Source organism: Herbiconiux liukaitaii, from assembly GCF_041927495.1.
In the GTDB taxonomy this organism is placed as follows: domain Bacteria; phylum Actinomycetota; class Actinomycetes; order Actinomycetales; family Microbacteriaceae; genus Herbiconiux; species Herbiconiux liukaitaii.
In genome coordinates this window covers 316,154-333,763 of record NZ_JBHFHG010000002.1, presented here as the reverse complement: position 1 = coordinate 333,763, position 17,610 = coordinate 316,154, and the positions used below count along the sequence as shown (strand labels likewise).

Below are 17,610 nucleotides of genomic sequence, written 5' to 3'. Positions count from 1 at the left end.
GTGCAGGGCCGCGAAGAGCAGGAGGTACCGGTGGTCGTCGGAGCGCAGCACCTCGAGGTGGCGCTCGGTGATCGGGACGATGCAGCGCCTGTCCATGTGGCCGCTCGCCACGAGCATGTCGAGCTCGAGCGTGTCACCCGACCTCCGGACGAACGACGAGAACCGGTTGCGCTTGTCGACTTCGATGACGTCGGTCTTGGGGGTGCGGGGCGGGGGGTCGCGGCGGGGGTGGAGGCGTTCGAGGGCGGCGGCCAGCCGGAGGAGGAGGGTGTCGGAGTAGGCGGGGCCCGCGAGGGTGAGGCCGATGGGCATGCCGATGTCGACCATCGTGCCCATGGGCACCGTGACGGTGGGGATGCCGAGGTGGCGGAGGGCGAGGTTGCCGTTCGCCACCCACACGCCGTTCCGCCAGCCGGCATCGGCGGAGGCGGGCACCACGTCCATGTCGGCCGGCCCCACATCGGCCACGGCCGGGAACAGCACCGCGTCGAGCCCGAGGTCGTCCATCCACTCCTCGAGGTCGAGGCGGCGGGTCTCCTCGAGGCCCCGCACACCGTCGGCGAGCTCGGGGATGTCGGTGAAGGCGGCGTAGGGATGCGCGCGCACCTCGTCGGGGTACGTGGCGATGTCGTCGTCGAACCCGTCGTAGCGGTCGGGCAGGGCGCCCTCGGGGTGCGTGAAGATGCGGCTGCCATCGACCCCTGTGAGGTCGGGGAGCAGCGGATCGGCGTTGGCACGCAGGAAGTCGTCCCACGCCCAGGCCGAGAGGTCCACGATCTCGCGCCGCAGGTACTCGGGTGAGACCAGGCCGCGGGTGGCGAGGGTGGGGGCGCCCGCCCTGTCGCCCTCGTAGCGACTGACCACCGGGAAGTCCACCTCCACCACCGTGGCGCCCGCACGCTCGAGGGCACGGCGGGCGTCGGCGAAGAGCTCGAGCGAGCTCGGCCTCGGCTCGACCCTGCGACCGGTCGGGCCCCCGATGCCGGTGCCCGTTCCCGCCTGCTCATCGGTGCCCAGGTACATGCGGGGCACCCCGAGCCGGCGCCCGGCGAGCACACCGCGCGCCTCGTCGTCCGAGGAGGGGGCGAGGGCCGGATACGACTCGGGGCGCACGGCGGAGGCCGCCGGGAGGGGCAGCCACGGCTGCGACCTCCAGAAGTCCCCCCGGGTGTCGGCGTCGTCGTGCACCACCACGTCGAGCACCTCGAGCAGGTCGGCCATGCTGCGGGTGTGCGGCACCACCACGTCCATGGTGGGCACGAGCGGCCAGTTGCCGCGGACCGAGATGACACCCCGGGAGGGTGTGTAGGCGCAGAGGGCATTGTTCGAGGCGGGTGCGCGACCGCTCGACCAGGTCTCCTCGGCGAGCCCGAAGGCGGCGAACGACGCGGCCGTTGCGGTACCCGATCCGTTGGACGAGCCCGACCCGAACGCCGAGGTGAGGTAGTCGGCACTGTACGGGCTCTCCGCACGACCGTAGAGCCCGCGCTGCATGCCGCCGTTGGCCATGGGCGGCATGTTCGTGAGGCCGAGGCAGATGGCGCCGGAGGCCCGCAGGCGCTCGATCGTGAACGCGTCGCGCATCGCCGTGAGCTCGGCGAAGGCCGGACTGCCGGCGGCGGCGGTGAGGCCCCGCACGAGGTAGCTGTCCTTCGCGGTGTAGGGGATGCCCTCGAGCGGGCCGGCCACGAGGCCCGCAGCCCGTCGTGCATCCGAGGCCCTGGCCTCATCGAGAGCCGCCGGGTTGAGCACCACCACCGAGTTCAGCCGGGGGCCGCCGCGGTCGTAGCGCTCGAGGCGCTCGAGGTAGGCCTGCACGAGCTGCACGCTCGTGGTGCGACCGCTCTCGAGCGCCGCCCTCAGCTCGGAGAGGGAGGCCTCCACCACGTCGACGCTCATGACGCCGCGCCCACCTCTGGCAGGTGGGCGGCGGGCTGCTGCTGGGTGATGCAGTGGATGCCGCCGCCGCGCGCGAAGATCTCCCGCGCCTCCACGGTCACGACCTCTCGGCCGGGATAGACGGAGGCGAGGATGTCGGCGGCCCGCGCATCCGCCACCTCGTCGCCGAAGCCGCACGCTATGACCCCGCCGTTCAGCACGTAGTGGTTCACGTAGCTGTAGTCCACGAACCCGTGCTCGTCGCGGAGCGTGGCGGGGGCAGGAAGGTCGATGATCTCGAAGGCCCGGCCCGCCGCATCCGTCTGCCCTTCGAGCTCCGAGCGGATGCGCTTCACGGCCTCGTGGTCGGGGTGGTCCGGCGAGGGCTGGGCGTGCAGCAGCAGCCGGCCGGGCGAGGGGATGGCGGCCACGATGTCGACGTGGCCGTTGGTGCCGAAGTCGTCGTAGTCGCGCGTGAGGCCGCGCGGCAGCCACACGGCCTGGGTCGCACCGAGCGTGCGGAGCATCTCGGCCTCCACCCTCCGCCTGTCGGTGAAGGGATTGCGCCGGGGGTCGAGCTGCACGGTCTCGGTGAGCAGCACGGTGCCCTCGCCGTCGACGTGGATGCCGCCGCCCTCGTTGACGAGCAGCGAGTCGACGAGCTCGGCACCCACGAGCTCGGCCACGATCCGGCCGTGCTCGGCCGAGCGCCGCCACTCGGCCCACGCGGGCGCGCCCCAGCCGTTGAAGATCCAGTCCACGGCGCCCAGCACCCCTGGCCGCTCGGGGTCGAGCACGAAGGTGGGGCCGGAGTCACGCATCCAGAACTCGTCGACGGGCACCTCGTGCAGCTCGATCGCGCCATCGAGCATGCTCCTGGCCCTGGCCGCCTCGGTGGGGTCGACGAGCATCGAGACCGGTTCGAAGGCGGCTACGGCGTTGGCCACGGCCGCCCAAGCGGCATAACCGGCCTCCGCCTCTGCGCCGGCCGTGCCGAGGGTCTCGCCCTCGCGCGGGAAGGTCATCCAGGTGCGCTCGTGAGGCGCGCCCTCGGCGGGCATCGTCCAGCTCATGGCTGCTCCCCTGTCATCGTGTCGAGGATCATCACCAGATCGTCGAGGGTCGTGCGCGGGTTGAGGATGGCGAAGCGCGCGTTGGGCCGGCCGTGGTGGGCGCTCGGCGTCACGAACGCGACCTGCTGGTCGAGCAGCCTCGTCGACCAGGCGCTGTAGTCGGCCTTCTCCCAGCCCACGCGCTCGAAGACCACCACGGAGAGCTGCGGGGGCCGCACGAGCTTGAACTCGGGCCGCTCGTCGATGATAGCGGCGATGCGACCGGTGAGGTCGAGCGACTCGGTGATGGCGTCGCGGTAGACGGCGGCCCCGTAGCTCGCGAGCGAGAACCACAGCGGCAAGCCGCGCGGGCGCCTCGTGAGGTGCGCGGCGAAGTCGGAGGGGCTCCAGTCGCCGGCCTCGGTGAGGGTGTCGAGGTAGTCGGCGTGCTGGGTGTGCGCGCGCCGGCCGAGCTCGGGATCGCGGTAGAGCAGGGCGCACGCGTCGAAGGGGGCGAAGAGCCACTTGTGCGGATCGACGACAAGCGAATCCGCCCTCTCGACACCCTGGAACCGCGGGCGCGCCGTGGGCGAGAGCATGGCCGAGAGCCCGTACGCGCCGTCGACATGGAACCAGACGCCGTGCCGGCCCGCCGCCTCGGCGATGCCGGCGAGGTCGTCGACGATGCCGAAGTTGGTGGTTCCCGCGGTGGCCACCACGGCGAAGACGCTGTAGCCGTGCTCGGCGAGGGCCTCCTCCACGGCGGGGCCGCGCAGCACGCCGTCGGCGTCGACGGGAACCGCCACGATCTCGACGTCCATCACACGCGCGGCAGAGGCGATGGAGGAGTGCGCCTCGGCGCTGCAGACCACCCGCCAGCGGTCGGGAGCAGGCCGCCCCTCCTCGAGGGCGGTGGCCCTCGCCGTCTCGCGCGCGGCCACGAGGGCCGAGAGGTTGCCGAGCGTTCCGCCCTGCACGAACACGCCACCGGCCCCTACCGGCAGACCGAACTCGTGCGCGAGCCAGCGCAGCACCTCGTTCTCGGCGTGCACGGCCCCCGCGCCCTCGAGCCACGACCCGCCGTAGAGCGCACTGGCCGACACCACCACGTCGAAGGCGGCGGCCGCCTTGGACGGCGCGCTCGGGATGAAGGAGAGGTACCGCGGGTCGTCTGTCGTGATGCAGGCTGGCGCGAGGATGTGCTCGAAGATCGAGAGCGCCTTCGCTCCCCCGATGCCGTGCTCGGTGATGGTGGGGCCGGCTAGACGACTCAGCTCGGCGGGCGACTGCGGCTTGTCGAGCGGCGTGTTCTCGGTGAGCAGCCGCTGCCGCGAGTAGTCGAGCACACGATCCACGATCTCGCGGTTCTCCGGCGTCACCTCGTGCATGCGCGCGGGGAAAGGTGCGGGGAATGGTTCAGTTGTCATCAGGACCTCCGAATCCCTCACAGTACCTACAGGCAGGCGCACGCATCATGCATCCGCTGGCCGGATCGTGCGTCTCGGCTGCTCGTCGCGCAGGTCGCTCGCGGCGTAGCGCTCACGGAGGGCCGCCTCTGCGGTGCGGGAGGGGAGGCCGAACCAGACCACCACGGCACCCAGGAGGATCGCCACGGCTCCCACGAGGTACGCCGCGAGCGATCCGGCCACGAGGCTCTGCCTGGCGGCCTCGAGGATCTGCTGCTCGAGCTCGGGGTGCTGAGCGGCCACCCGCGCCGCCGAGGCGAACGACGACTGCAGGGCGGCGGTGACCTCGGCGCTCACCTCGCCCGCCTCCTGGCTCTCGGCGATGCTCCGGGCGAACGAGGCGGCGAAGCCCCCGGCGAGCACGGCACCGAGGAGCGCCTGCATGATGGAGCCGCCCAGATCGTTCTGCAGGTCGGAGGTCGCGGAGGCCATGCCCACCCGCCGCACGGGGGTGCTGCTCGTGAGAGATCGCGAGGAGGCGGTGATGATGAAGGCGGCCCCTGCGCCGATGAGCAGGTAGCCGAGGCCGATGAGCGCGTACGGTGTGCCCTCGCGCCAGCCGAGCATCGAGAGGAACGCGCCGGCCACGAGCGCGTAGCCGAGCAGCATGGTGGTGCGCGATCCGCGCCTGGCGAGGAGGCCGGCCGAGAGCGGAGCCACCGCGAGCAGCCCCACCGCGGCGGGCACCACGGCGGCCCCCGCGTCGAGCGGCGTGTAGCCGAGCACGTTCTGCATGAACTGCTCCCCCACGAACATCGCCCCGATGAGCGAGCCGAACGCGATGGTGCCCGCGAGCGCCGGCACCCAGAACAGCCGCCGCCTCGCCACCTGGAGGTCGAAGAGGGGGAAGCTGGCGGTGGCCTGCCGGCGCAGGAAGAGCGCGATGACCACCACCGCCGCCCCGAGCAGCACGGCGCCCACGACGCCCGTGCCCGGTGCCAGCACCACGCCGGTGCCGATGACCAGGGCCGCGACCCCCACCACCGAGAGCACCCCGCCGGGATGATCGACCGGATCGGCGGACTCCCCCACGTGCGAGGGCACGACGGCGACGATGAGGAGCACCGCCACGATCGCCACGGGAACGCTCAGGAGGAACGCCGCGTTCCAGGTGGAGACCGCGAGCACCGCGCCCGCCACGACGCCTCCGGCCACGATGGCCATGCCGCCGATGCTCGCCCAGAGCGCGATCGCCCGCGTGCGCCCCGGCCCCTCGGCCCAGAGCGCCGTGATGAGCGAGAGCGTGGTGGGGTAGGCCATGCCCGCGGCCAGCCCGGTGAACACACGCGCGCCGATGAGCACCTCGATGCTCGGAGCCGTCGCCGAGACGGCACTCGCCACCACCGTGAGCAGCAGGCCGAGCACGAGCAGCTGCTTGCGCCCGTACCTGTCGGCGATGGCGCCGAAGTAGAGCACCGACATGGCGAGGCCGAGACCCGTGCCGAGGCCCACCAGATCGAGCTGCGTCTGCGAGGCCGTGAAGCTCACGCCGATGTCGGGGAGCGCCACCCCCGCGGCGGCGAAGTTGATGTTGCAGACCACGGCGGCCAGGAGGAGCGCCGTGAGCACGAGCCCCGGTCGTCGCGGGGCCGCCGGGTGCGACGCGGAGGCGGCGGTCACGGTGCTGAGGCTCCTCGAGGCTGGGCGGCGGATGGCGGGTCGGCGGATGCGCCGGGTGGCTGTGCCAGGTCACGCTATCGCACGAGAACCACCAGAATCAGGGGTCGGAAGCCCCTCGCAGCGGCCCGGCCCGACGACACACTGTGAGGATGCCCCGTACCCGGACCACCCGCAGGGACGACCGCCCGCACGGCACCGACAGGCACCAGCGCGCCACCGACAGGCGCCAGCACGGCACCGAGAGGGATGCGACACCGCAGCCCGCCCTGCACGCCGTGCCCTCGGCGGTGCGGATCGCGCGCGCCCGCATCGCCCCCGCCCTGTGCGTGCTGCTCTGGCTCTTCTACCTCGTGACGGTCGTCGTGGCCCTCGCGCGCGGCGACGCCCTGGCCGACGCCACCCAGCTCGTCACCACGATCCTGTTCCTCGTGTCGGTGACGCTCCTCACGTTCTCCGCGAGCATGTACCTGCTGGCGCGCTCGGGAGCGCTGCCCCGGTTCGCGGCCCACCGGAGGGCCAGGCGCATCCAGCTCGACGAGCAGGTGTCGCTGCGGGGCGAAGCCCACGGCACGCCCCGGCTGATCGCGCTGCTCCCCTCGCGGTCGGAGGATCCGGAGCTCGTGCGCATGTCGCTGTGGTCGGTGGCGCTGCAGGAGTTCCCCGACATCCGGGTGGTGCTGCTGCTCGACGACGACCCCCACCCCACCGATCCCGCCGATCGGGAGTCCCTCGACCGCAGCAGGATGCTCGGCGCCGAGATCGCGGCCGAGCTCGAACCCGCGCGTGCCCGCGTCGCGGCCGCCCAGGAGATGCTGCTCCGCGACCGGCCGACCGCCGCCCTCGCCACCGAGACCGTGATGCGGGAGCACGCCGCCGCTGCGCAGTGGCTGCGAGCGCGGGCCGACGCCGTGCAGCCCGAGACGCACGTGCAGGCGTTCTTCGCCGATCAGGTGCTGCGCGGCCTCGCGGCGAACCTCGACACCACGGCGACCGCTCTGCACGACGCGCTCGAGAACGACGAGACGCCGCTCTCGCTCGCGAGGGCCCAGCAGGTGCTGCAGCGGCTCGTGAACATCTTCACCGCCGAGCTCGGCACCTTCGAGCGCAAGCGGTACAGCTCGCTCTCGCACGCGCCGAACAAGGCGATGAACCTCAACAGCTACCTCGGTCTGCTCGGCGGGCGCTGGCGCGAGCAGCCCGACGGGCGCGGTCTCGCGCTCGTGCGGATCGACGACGAGAGCGCCGGCCAGACCGCCAGCCAGAGCGCCGACGCGCCCGGCACGATCATCGACGCCCCCGACTGCGAGTTTGTGCTCACCCTCGACGCCGACTCGATGCTGCTCCCCGAGTACTGCCTGCGCCTCGTGCACGAGCTCGACCAGCCCGGGAACAGTCGGGTCGCCGTGGCCCAGACCCCGTACTCCGCCTACCGCGGCGCCCCCACGAGGGTCGAGCGCCTCGCCGGTGCCACGACCGACCTGCAGCACATCGTGCACCAGGGATTCTCGGCCTTCGGCGCCACCTACTGGGTGGGGGCGAACGCCGTGCTCCGCCGGAGCGCGCTCGAGGACATCCGTCGCGAGACCGAGGAGGACGGTGTGCGGATCGTGCGGTTCATCTCGGACCGCACCGTGATCGAGGACACCGAGTCGACGATCGACATCGCCGCCCACGGCTGGTCGCTGCTCAACTACCCCGAACGCCTCAGCTACAGCGCCACCCCTCCCGACTTCGGGACCCTCGTCATCCAGCGCCGCCGGTGGGCCGACGGCGGCCTGCTCATCCTGCCCCGGCTGCACGATCTCGTGGTCGCCCGTCGCCGCGGCGGCGACCCGATGCCGCTCGCGCAGCTGCTGCTGCGCGCCAACTACCTCGGCTCGATCGCCTGGGTCACCCTGGGGCTGCTCGCTGTGCTCACGCTCAACCCCCTCGGCGGTCAGCTCATCACGGTGCAGCTGCTGCTCATCGCCACCCCGTACTTCGTGGAGATGGCCTCCGACCTCGAGTACCTCGGCTACCGGCGTCGCGATGTGTTCGGCATCTACGGTCTGAACCTGCTGCTGCTGCCCGTCAACCTCGCGGGCAGCCTCGCCTCGGTGGGGCAGGCGCTCACCGGGCGCAAGGGCCGCTTCGTGCGCACACCCAAGGTGAGCACTCGCACCCCTGCTCCCGCCCTCGCCGTGCTGGCCCCGCTCGTGATCGTGGCGGGAGCCGCCGCGGTCGCGGTGCGCGCCGGCCTCGTCGGGGACTGGGGCACGACGGTGTTCGCCGCCTTCACCGCCGCCGCGGCGGCCTGGGGCATCACGCGCCTCGTGGGCCTGCGGCACGCTCTCGGCGACCTGTGGTTCGGCTGGCTCAACTGGATCTGGGTCGATGCCCCGCCCGCACCGGCGCCTGCGCCGTCGACCGCTCCGCGCTGGTCGCTCGTGGTCGACGAGGGACTGCTGCCCACGGCCGCCACGAGGGAGAGGCGGCGACGCCGGGTGCCCAAGCCCGTGCGCGCACCCGCATCCGCATCCGCGATGTCGGCCGAGTCGGCCGGTTCGTCCGAGTCGGTCGGGGCCCTCCGATGAGCCCCCTGAGGGCCCGCGCCACGTCGCGGTTCGCCGGCCGCCGGTTGTCGTTCGGCCGCCTCGCGCTCAGCCTCGCCGCCCTCGTGCTCGTCCCCGCCTCGGTGGCGGCCGTCACCGTGCTGCCAGGGCTGCCGCCCGCGGTCGACGGCGCACCACTCGCCGACCGGTGGTTCGCGGCCTACTACGACGTCACGCTCGAATCGGGCGAGCAGCTCGCCAGGAGTCCCCTCGGCGAGGCCGACGGTGCCGTCCTCGCCTTCGTGGTGGCCGCAGACGACGACGACTGCACCCCCACCTGGGGCAAGGCGTACAGCCTCGACGACGCGGCGACGACCTTCCAGCTCGACAGGCGGATCGAGCGGATGCAGCGCGCGGGCCGATCGCTGGCCGTCTCGTTCGGCGGGGCCATCAACACCGAGCTCGCCACCGCCTGCTCCGACGCGGACGAGCTCACGGAGGCCTACCGCACGGTGATGGACAGGTACGGGATCGACGTGATGGATCTCGACATCGAGGGCGAGATGCTCACCGACACCGCAGCCACCGCACGGCGGGCCGAGGCGGTCGCGCGTCTGCAGGCCGAACGCCGGGAGGCCGGCGGATCCCTCGACGTCTGGCTCACGCTGCCCGTGGCCACCTCGGGTCTCACCGAGGAGGGGCTGGCCCAGGTCGAGGCGATGCTCGACGGGGGTGTCGAGCTCGCCGGCGTGAACGTCATGACCATGAACTACGGCACCGACGGCACGATCGCGCCGCAGTCGACCCTGAGCGCCGACGCCCTGGAGTCCACGGCCGTGCAGCTCGACGCCGTCTGGCGCGCTCGCGGCCTGTCGCTGCCGGACGGCGGGGTGTGGGCACTTCTCGGAGCCACGCCCATGATCGGGCAGAACGACGTGAGGGGCGAGCGCTTCAGCATCGACGACGCCGTGGCGCTCAACACCTTCGCCACCGAGCACGGCGTGACGAGGATGTCGATGTGGTCGCTCAACCGAGACCGCACGTGCGGCAGCAACTACCCCAACCTCCGCACCGTCGCGACGTCCTGCAGCGGTGTGGAGCAGGAGGGTGAGAGCTTCGCGACGCTCCTCGCCGAGGGCTACGAGGGGACCCCCTCCGGCCGACCGCTCGTGGAGGTGGATGCCGAGCTCATGGCCGACGATCCCGAGACGAGCCCGTTCCCCGTCTGGTCGTCGACCACCTACTACTCGGCGGGCGTCATGGTGGTGTGGAACGGCGGGGTGTACGTCTCCAAGTGGTGGAACGAGGACGGCGCGACCCCGGACGATCCGACCCTCGACAGCGCGGGATCCGCGTGGACCTACCTCGGGCCCGTGCTGCCGACCGACGAGCCGTTCGCCCTGCCCACGCTCGAGGAGGGCACCTACCCCGACTGGTCGGAGACGACGCTCTACGACCAGGGCGACCGTGTGCTCTACGAGGGCACCGGCTACGAGGCGCGGTGGTGGTCGCAGGGCAAGAACCCCGAGCGCTCGGTGCTCGACCGCGACTACTCGCCGTGGAAGCTCATCACCGATCCCTGAGCGGGCGATGCGGCCTGGTGCACCTGGCGACCGTCGATCGAGAGACTCACGAGCGCCTCCCGGCCGGGTGGCAGCAGTCGGCCCACCGCCCGGCTCTCCGCCGTCGCGATCTCCGAGACGAGCCACGTGAGGATCGGGTCGATGTGTCGGTCGTCGATGGCTCCCCCGCTGTCGTCGAGCAGCAGCACGTCGACGCCGCGGCCCCTCGCGGCGGCCACGGCGGAGCTGAGGGGCTCGCGGGCGAGGGAACCGGCGCGCAGGCCGTCGCGCAGCTCGCCCTCGCAGCTCGCGTACTCGCGCCGCTCGGCCTCGGAGGGCTCCCGACCTTCTCCGATGCGGGCGAGCAGCGGCACGGCCGTGCGGGCGAGCTCGGCGACCCGCGAGGTGAGCTCGGTGCGGGCCGCGAGGGTCCAGCTCTCGCGTTCGGTCGAGGCCACGGCGTCGAGGTGCAGCGCGGCGATTCGGCGCTGCATGCGCTCGACCACCACGAGGAGCGCCACCGCGAGGCCCACGAGCACCACGGGCCGCACCGAGAGCTGCAGGATCTGGCCCGACGACGCCCCCGAGAGCATCCCGGTGGTCACGAGCACCGCCACGATCACGACCATTCCGATGAGCGCCACCACGATGCGGCCGCGCAGGGCGATGGCCACGAATAGGAACGCGAACGCCACCGCGAACCACAGGGTGCCGTACGAGAACGTCATGTCGAACGAGAAGCGGGCGGCGGCGGCCCCCGCCACGAGGCCGCCGCAGACGAGGGCCACCACCGCGGCGGTGCGGCGACGGCCGGGCACCCGGGAGGGCGACTGGCGCAGGATCTCGGCGGCGAGCAGGGCGGTGGCGAACATGGCGAGCTGCACGGGCCAGGATCGGGGCTCTGCGATCGCGGCGAGCAGCGCGCACACCGCTTGCGTGAGCACGTAGACGACGGCGATCGCCACGAACCCCACGCGGAGCGACTCCTGCTCGATCGCCGTGGCGACGGCGGCGGGGCGCGTCGCCCGGCTGTGCAGTCGCACGACGGCACCCCGGCCCGGCGCGGAGTCGATCTCGGCGCGACCTCCCTCGACGCGCTCCATGCGCCCCACGATGCTCTGCCTGATGCCGAGCCGGTCGTCGGCGATCCCGGCCGGATCGAAGCCGGGCCCGTCGTCGGCGATCTCCACCCGGATCCCGTCGTCGGTCTGCGTCAGCACGACCCCGCGCGAGGCGCCTGGTGCGTGCCGCACGCTGTTGCGGAGCGCTTGCCTCGTGGCGCCCACGAAGGCCTCGTGCACGGCCGCACTCGGTCGGGGGCCGCCCGGCGTGGTCTCGTCGCGCAGGGCGAAGGCGGCATCGTGCAGGCGGGCCTCCTCCGCGATGGCGGCATGCAGGGCTGCGGGTTCGAGCGACTGCTCGTCGGTGAGCCTCGTGACCATGGCGGCCGCCTTCTGCGCCTGGTCGGCCAACCGGGCGCGCGGGATCGGCAGTCCGGAGGCGGCGAGCGAGAGGGTCGCGAGCACTTCGTCGTGCACGAGCGCCGAGGCCCTCGTGCGGGCCGTGAGCCGCCCCCGTGCGGCGGACTCGCGCGCCGCTGCGGCCGTGGTGGAGGCTGCGGCGGCATCCAGCCCCCTGCCCACCAGGAGGATGTGGCCGCCGATCACGCAGATCACCGCCCCCGTGAGCAGTGCCTGCAGGTCGTTGACCACACCGACGAGGTCGAGACCACCGAAGAGCGAGCGGTACACGAGGCCGGCCGCGGCCCCCGCGGCGACCGTGACCCAGGCGAGCGAGCGACCGCCGGCCACGAGCGCGGCGGCGGCCGCGGCCCCCGTGGCCGAGAGGGTCCACGGGATGCGGTCGATCCCCTCGGCGGGCACCGCGAACGGGAACGTGACGAGGGTGAGCCAGTACGCCACGACGGCGATGAGCGCGAGGGATCCGAGCACCGCATCCGTGACGATCCTGGCGAGCAGACCGGCGAGCAGGGTGGCACTCGCGGCGAACCAGCTGAGGGACACCGTCCAGAGCGGGTAGTCGGGCTGCCCGCCGCGCGCCACGAAGGTGATGTGCACGGCGACCACGAGCAGCATGAGCAGCGCGGCGTCGACCACGAGGATGCGCCTGACCGACCGCTCCGCGGTGCCGATGCCCGCGCCCGTGCCGGCCCCTCTGCTGTCAGTCACGACGGGGCGCCTGCACGTAGCCGTCCTCGATGCCCCGCTGGTACAGCTCGACCTTCGTGGCCGCCGGGCGGCCGAGCTGGAAGTACACCGAGCGGATGCGGCGGAGGTGGTCGTTGACGGTGTTCTCCGAGATGAACAGCTGCGCCGCCACCTCCCTGGCACCGAGCCCGGAGGCGTAGAGCCCGAGCACCTCGCGCTCGCGTGCCGTGAGCGGTGCCCCCGCGAGCAGCGGATCGGTGTCGAGCGCCGACGCCCACTCGGTGGTCGGCACCGGTTCGCCCGCGGCGGCCGTGAGCAGGGCCTGCACGAGCGCCTCGGTGGGGGTCGACTTGCGCACGATGCCGAGCACCTCGGCGCGCGACGCGGCCCGCACCAGGAAGGGATCCTCTCCCGAGGTGAGCACGAGCACGTCGGCACCCCACTGGCGGAGGCGACGCACGTTCTCACCTGGATCGGTGCCGTCGCGCAGGCTCAGGTCGAGCAGCACGAGATCGGCATCGCGCAGGCGCCGCACGAGCTCGTCGACCGTGGCGGCGTGGCGGGCGAACTCGAGGCCGTCCGTGGCCTCGACGAGGTTCTGCACGGCCATCGCCACGAGCTCGTGATCGTCGACGACCGCGATGCGACTCGCGCCCCTCATGCGCTCTCCCCTCCGCGCCGCGCACTCCGGGCGGAGGGCGGATCCAGCGCCAGAATAGCGGTAGACGCGCGAGAGCCGCCCGACCCAGGAGGGGCGGACGGCTCTCGGTGTGCTGCGAGGCGACGGGTCAGTCGTCGCGGTTGCCGCGGTTGCCGGTTCCGGCCTTCGCGATGCCGCGGCTGATGATGTAGGCGGCGGTCACGACGGCGACGTACTGCCATGCGGTGGCGGCACCGAAGCCCTGGCCGTCATCGCCGTTGTCGGTCACCGCTGCGGCGATGAGGATGGCGGCCGAGACGATGAGCCAGATGTAGAACTCACTGGTCTTGAAGGCCGACTTGGTCTCGGTCACGACTCGCTGGACGACGTTGGTGGGGGTGCGGGTGGATGCACCCTGGGTGGTGTTCGACATGGGTGGTGTCTCCTTGGCTGATGGGCGGAGATGTTCCGCCGCTGAAGCTGTCGAGCGCTGCACGCCTGGGTCTGGGGCGCGACGACAATGGGGCTTCTGATCACGAAGGTAGTTCGGCGGATTCCGGGGCGCGATGGGGTTGCGACCTGCCGCGCATCGTGCCATTCGCGAGGCCGCAGCGCGAGGCCCCCACCCCGGGCCGCCGGGGCGGTAGGTTCGAACGAGACGAGCATCCCCGTGCATCCGGATGCCCCGCACGAGCCCTCAGGAGACCCCATGACCGAATCGGCGCCCATCGACCCGACCTCGACCCCCGCCTGGAAGGAGCTCGAGGCCATCGCCTCCGGGTTCACCCCCGACCTGCGCGGCTGGTTCGCCGCCGACGCGGACCGCGCGGAGACCTACACCTTCCAGGCCGCCGACCTCACCGTCGACCTCTCGAAGAACCTGCTCACCCCGGAGATCCTCACCCACCTGCTCGAGCTCGCCGAGGCCACGGGTGTGGCCGAGCGCTACCGGGCCATGATCGCGGGCGAGCACATCAACGTCACCGAGGACAGGGCCGTGCTGCACACCGCCCTCCGCCGCCCCGCCCCCGGCAGCGCGGGTGCCGCCGCCCTCGACCCGGCATCCGGCTTCGTGGTCGACGGCGCCGACATCGACGCCGAAGTGCACGCGACGCTCGACAAGGTCTTCGCCTTCGCCGACCGCGTGCGCGACGGTTCGTGGACCGGTGTCACGGGCAAGCGGATCGAGACCGTCGTGAACATCGGCATCGGCGGGTCCGACCTCGGCCCCGTCATGGTCTACGAGGCCCTCAAGCCCTACATCCAGGCCGGGCTCGAGTGCCGCTTCGTCTCCAACATCGACCCGTCCGACATCTACGAGAAGACCGCGGGCCTCGATCCGGAGACCACTCTCTTCATCGTCGCCTCCAAGACCTTCGGCACGCTCGAGACGCTCACCAACGCGCGCCTCGCACGGCAGTGGCTCTGGCGCGAACTCGCCGCTTCCGGTGCGATCGCGGACTCCGACGACGAGCGCACCGGCGCCGTCGCCAAGCACTTCGTGGCCGTCTCGACCGCCCTCGACAAGGTCGCGGCCTTCGGCATCGACCCCGAGAACGCGTTCGGCTTCTGGGACTGGGTGGGCGGCCGCTACTCGGTCGACTCGGCCATCGGCACCTCGGTGGCGATCGCCATCGGGCCCGACGGGTTCCGCGAGCTCCTCGCCGGGTTCCACGCCCTCGACGAGCACATGCGCACCACACCGCTCGAGCGCAACGTGCCCGTGCTCATGGGCCTGCTCAATGTCTGGTACTCGAACTTCCTGGGCGCCCAGAGTCACGCCGTGCTGCCCTACGCGCAGTACCTTCACCGCTTCCCCGCCTACCTGCAGCAGCTCACCATGGAGTCGAACGGCAAGAGCGTGCGCTGGGACGGCTCCCCCGTGACGACGGAGACCGGTGAGATCTTCTGGGGCGAGCCCGGCACGAACGGGCAGCACGCCTTCTACCAGCTCATCCACCAGGGCACGCGCCTCATCCCCGCCGACTTCATCGCGGTGGCCAACCCGGCGCATCCGCTGCGCGACGCCTCGGCGGACGACGTGGATGTGCACTCGCTCTTCCTCGCCAACTTCTTCGCCCAGACCAAGGCTCTCGCCTTCGGCAAGACGGCCGACGAGGTGCGGGCGGAGGGCACGGCCGAGGCCGTGGTGCCCGCTCGCGTGTTCAGCGGCAACCGGCCCACGACGTCGATCCTCGCGCCCGCTCTGACCCCGAGCGTGGTGGGTCAGCTGATCGCGCTCTACGAGCACATCGTGTTCACCGAGGGCACCATCTGGGGCATCGATTCGTTCGACCAGTGGGGTGTGGAGCTCGGCAAGCAGCTCGCGCTGCAGGTCGCCCCGGCGGTCGAGGGGGATGCGGCGGCGCTCGAGGCGCAGGACTCCTCCACGCGGTCGCTCATCGCCAAGTACCTCGAGCTGAGGGCGGAGTAGGGCTCAGTCGATCACGCAGGCGACGCCGCTCTGCGCCTCGGGCGAGAAGAAGTCGATGGGCGAGATGGTCCACCACTGCGGTGCGTCGTCGCAGAGCTGGCGGGTGGTCACGTCGGAGGCAGCGATGAACTGCGCCGTGCCGAACGGGTCGGGCACGAACACGCCGCCCGAGCCCTGCAGCAGCACGAAGCCGGGCTCGGGCTCCCCGCCGTTGATCGAGATCAGCTCGAGGGGTGCGAAGCGGATCGGCTGCGTCACGATGTTGAGGCCGAAGAGGGCGATGAACCCCATGATGCCGGCGAACGCCAGCCGCGTGACCGACTTCGTGCGCGGTGAGCGGATGGCGGTCGAGCGGTCGTTCCACTCCGTCGCGACCGCCGCGAAGACCTTGGGCTCGGGAGCGGGATCGAGGGCGGTCTCGGCGGGCGTGATGGGCAGCGGATCCGTCGAGACCAGCCGCAGCATCGCCCGACCCTCGGCCCACAGCGCGCGGAGCTCCGAGTCGAGCGGGGCCAGTGGCGAGGCCAGGGTGGTGCGGATGCTCGACGCGTCGACGAGCGGCGGCGGCTTCTTGCGCCCGCTGAGCACGATCACGCCGATCACCACGAACACCACTAGCAATCCGGCGAGCAGCAGCCACGACGCCGTGTTGAAGAGCACGGCGCCGAGCAGCAGCAGCACGAACGAACCCACGATGCGTGTCCAGAAGTTGTACTCCCGATCGAACACGAGCGGCATCGCCGCCACCATCACACCGAGGATGATGTAGACGGCGAGATTGAGCAGCACCACCACGAGCAGGCCGCCGAAGGTGAGGTTCTGCGCCACCGCCACCGCGAGCCCCACGTCGCCCCGCACCTGCACGAACAGGTTGATGGTGATCACGAGCGCACCGATGAGCGGCAGCCGCGTGAGCGAGTGCTTCACGAACGTGGCCCGCACGTCGGCGTGCGTCTGCGCCTCCGCGGCGAGATCCCGCGCCGGCCGAACTCGCGCCCCCCTGGTCGTCGCTGACCCTTCCCCCATGGTGCTCCCCCTTGCTCGTGGCTCCACGGTAGGGCAGAACGGCGCCTCCCCGCGATCAGGCCGGAGCGATCGAGCGGGCGCGATCGACCGGACGCGATCAGGCCGTCAGCACGACCGGTCCGTCGTCGGTCACCGCGAGGGTGTGCTCGGTGTGAGCGGCCCTGCTGCCGTCGGCCGAGCGCACGGTCCAGCCGTCGGCGTCCATGCGGATGCGCGCGGTGCCCGTTGCCCACCACGGTTCGAGGGCGAACACCATGCCGGGCCGAAGGCGGTAGCCGCGCCCCGGCCTGCCGTCGTTGCAGATGAAGAGGTCGCCGTGCATGGTGCGCCCCACACCGTGGCCGCCGAACTCGTGGTTCACCGGGTAGCCGTGGGCGGCCGCGACCGCGCCGATGGCCGCGGAGATGTCACCCACGCGGTTGCCGGGCACCGAGGCGGCGATGCCCGCGGCGAGGGCCTCCCGCGTGGAGCGGATGAGCACCTCGTCGGCGGGGTCAGGCCGACCGGCGATCACGGTGACCGCGGCATCCGCCACCCATCCGTCGACCGAGACGGCGAAGTCGAGGCTCAGCACGTCGCCGTCCTCGAGCGCGTAGTCGTGCGGCAGCCCGTGCTGGGCGGCGTCGTTGACCGAGAGGCAGATGACGTTCCGGAAGGGGCCGTTGCCGAACGAGGGTGCGTAGTCCCAGTAGCAGGAGACGGCACCGCGCCGGGCCACGGCCTCCCTGGCGGCGTGCTCGATCTCGAGCAGGTTGACGCCGACGGCGACCATCGACGACAGGGCGGCCAGGGTGTCGCGCACGAACGCGCCGGCCGGCCGCATCCGCTCGATCTCGGCAGGGGTGTGGATCTCGATCATGCTGGTATGATAATACCGTAAAGCGGTATGAAAATACCGTAACCCTGTCGCCCGTCACTCCCCCAGGAGGTCAGCCATGATGGTCCGCGCTCCACTCACGCCCGAGCAGCTCGAGGCCGGTCGTCGCCTCGGCGAGACCCTGCGCCGCGCCAGGGGCATCCGGTCGCTCGCCGATGTGGCCGGCGACGCGGGCATCTCTCCCGAGACCCTCCGCAAGATCGAGACCGGTCGACTGCCCAGCCCGGCCTTCGGTGTGGTGGCCGCCCTGGCCAGGGCTCTCTCGCTGTCGCTCGACGACCTCGCGCGGGAGTGGTCGGGCGCCGCCGCGCCCACCGGGGCGGCCTCTGCCGCCCGCAGCGCCTGAGACTCGCCGG

12 protein-coding genes and 1 pseudogene are annotated in these 17,610 nt (G+C 72.1%); 4 read left to right on the top strand and 9 right to left on the bottom strand.

Annotation, left to right across the window (positions count from 1 at the left end):
- Positions 1–198: 198 nt before the first annotated feature.
- The 4 genes and pseudogenes from ACEXQC_RS02045 to ACEXQC_RS02030 all read right to left on the bottom strand — a co-directional run.
- Positions 199–1,899, bottom strand: a pseudogene (locus tag ACEXQC_RS02045) (amidase); the annotation flags it as partial.
- Positions 1,896–2,951, bottom strand: a complete 1,056-nt coding sequence (locus ACEXQC_RS02040) for an agmatine deiminase family protein (protein ID WP_374817840.1) — start codon at positions 2,949–2,951, stop codon at positions 1,896–1,898. The pseudogene ACEXQC_RS02045 and the gene ACEXQC_RS02040, both read right to left, overlap by 4 nt.
- A complete protein-coding gene (locus ACEXQC_RS02035; protein ID WP_374817838.1) occupies positions 2,948–4,357 on the bottom strand; it encodes a pyridoxal phosphate-dependent decarboxylase family protein in 1,410 nt (469 codons plus the stop codon). Before ACEXQC_RS02035 ends, ACEXQC_RS02040 begins: the two co-directional genes overlap by 4 nt.
- Before the next feature lie 45 nt (positions 4,358–4,402).
- Complete coding sequence (locus tag ACEXQC_RS02030) at positions 4,403–6,016, bottom strand: MFS transporter (protein WP_374817836.1); 1,614 nt, start codon at positions 6,014–6,016, stop codon at positions 4,403–4,405.
- Positions 6,017–6,165: 149 nt separating this feature from the next.
- Between ACEXQC_RS02030 and ACEXQC_RS02025 the strand changes: the two genes are divergently transcribed.
- Both ACEXQC_RS02025 and ACEXQC_RS02020 read left to right on the top strand, forming a co-directional pair.
- Positions 6,166–8,589 (top strand): glycosyltransferase family 2 protein, encoded by a 2,424-nt coding sequence (locus ACEXQC_RS02025; RefSeq protein WP_374817834.1) that lies wholly within the window; start codon positions 6,166–6,168, stop codon positions 8,587–8,589.
- Positions 8,586–10,130 (top strand): chitinase, encoded by a 1,545-nt coding sequence (locus ACEXQC_RS02020; protein ID WP_374817832.1) that lies wholly within the window; start codon positions 8,586–8,588, stop codon positions 10,128–10,130. Before ACEXQC_RS02025 ends, ACEXQC_RS02020 begins: the two co-directional genes overlap by 4 nt.
- On the opposite strand, the gene ACEXQC_RS02015 is transcribed toward ACEXQC_RS02020, so the two are convergent.
- The 3 genes from ACEXQC_RS02015 to ACEXQC_RS02005 all read right to left on the bottom strand — a co-directional run bounded on the left by ACEXQC_RS02015 (position 10,097) and on the right by ACEXQC_RS02005 (position 13,350).
- On the bottom strand, positions 10,097–12,298 hold the full coding sequence (locus ACEXQC_RS02015; protein ID WP_374817830.1) for a sensor histidine kinase: 2,202 nt from the start codon (positions 12,296–12,298) through the stop codon (positions 10,097–10,099). The two genes, ACEXQC_RS02020 and ACEXQC_RS02015, sit on opposite strands and share 34 nt — an antisense overlap.
- A complete protein-coding gene (locus ACEXQC_RS02010) occupies positions 12,291–12,938 on the bottom strand; it encodes a LuxR C-terminal-related transcriptional regulator (protein WP_374817828.1) in 648 nt (215 codons plus the stop codon). Before ACEXQC_RS02010 ends, ACEXQC_RS02015 begins: the two co-directional genes overlap by 8 nt.
- Positions 12,939–13,065: 127 nt before the next feature.
- The gene (locus tag ACEXQC_RS02005) at positions 13,066–13,350 is read right to left on the bottom strand and encodes a hypothetical protein (RefSeq protein ID WP_374817826.1); all 285 of its coding nucleotides are present in this window, start codon (positions 13,348–13,350) and stop codon (positions 13,066–13,068) included.
- A gap of 276 nt (positions 13,351–13,626) precedes the next feature.
- Here ACEXQC_RS02005 and pgi point away from each other — a divergent pair, with 276 nt between their 5' ends.
- Positions 13,627–15,351 carry a glucose-6-phosphate isomerase gene (gene pgi / locus ACEXQC_RS02000; RefSeq protein WP_374817824.1) on the top strand — a complete coding sequence of 575 codons (1,725 nt, stop codon included), beginning with the start codon at positions 13,627–13,629 and terminating at the stop codon, positions 15,349–15,351.
- 3 nt (positions 15,352–15,354) lie between these two features.
- On the opposite strand, the gene ACEXQC_RS01995 is transcribed toward pgi, so the two are convergent.
- On the bottom strand, positions 15,355–16,377 hold the full coding sequence (locus tag ACEXQC_RS01995) for a hypothetical protein (RefSeq protein WP_374817822.1): 1,023 nt from the start codon (positions 16,375–16,377) through the stop codon (positions 15,355–15,357).
- A 97-nt stretch (positions 16,378–16,474) separates the two neighbouring features.
- A complete protein-coding gene (map, locus tag ACEXQC_RS01990; protein ID WP_374817821.1) occupies positions 16,475–17,236 on the bottom strand; it encodes a type I methionyl aminopeptidase in 762 nt (253 codons plus the stop codon).
- A gap of 76 nt (positions 17,237–17,312) precedes the next feature.
- On the opposite strand from map, the gene ACEXQC_RS01985 reads away from it, so the two are divergent.
- Positions 17,313–17,600, top strand: coding sequence for a helix-turn-helix domain-containing protein (locus tag ACEXQC_RS01985; RefSeq protein ID WP_445451965.1), 288 nt, complete (start codon positions 17,313–17,315; stop codon positions 17,598–17,600).
- The last annotated feature ends 10 nt before the right edge of the window (positions 17,601–17,610 follow it).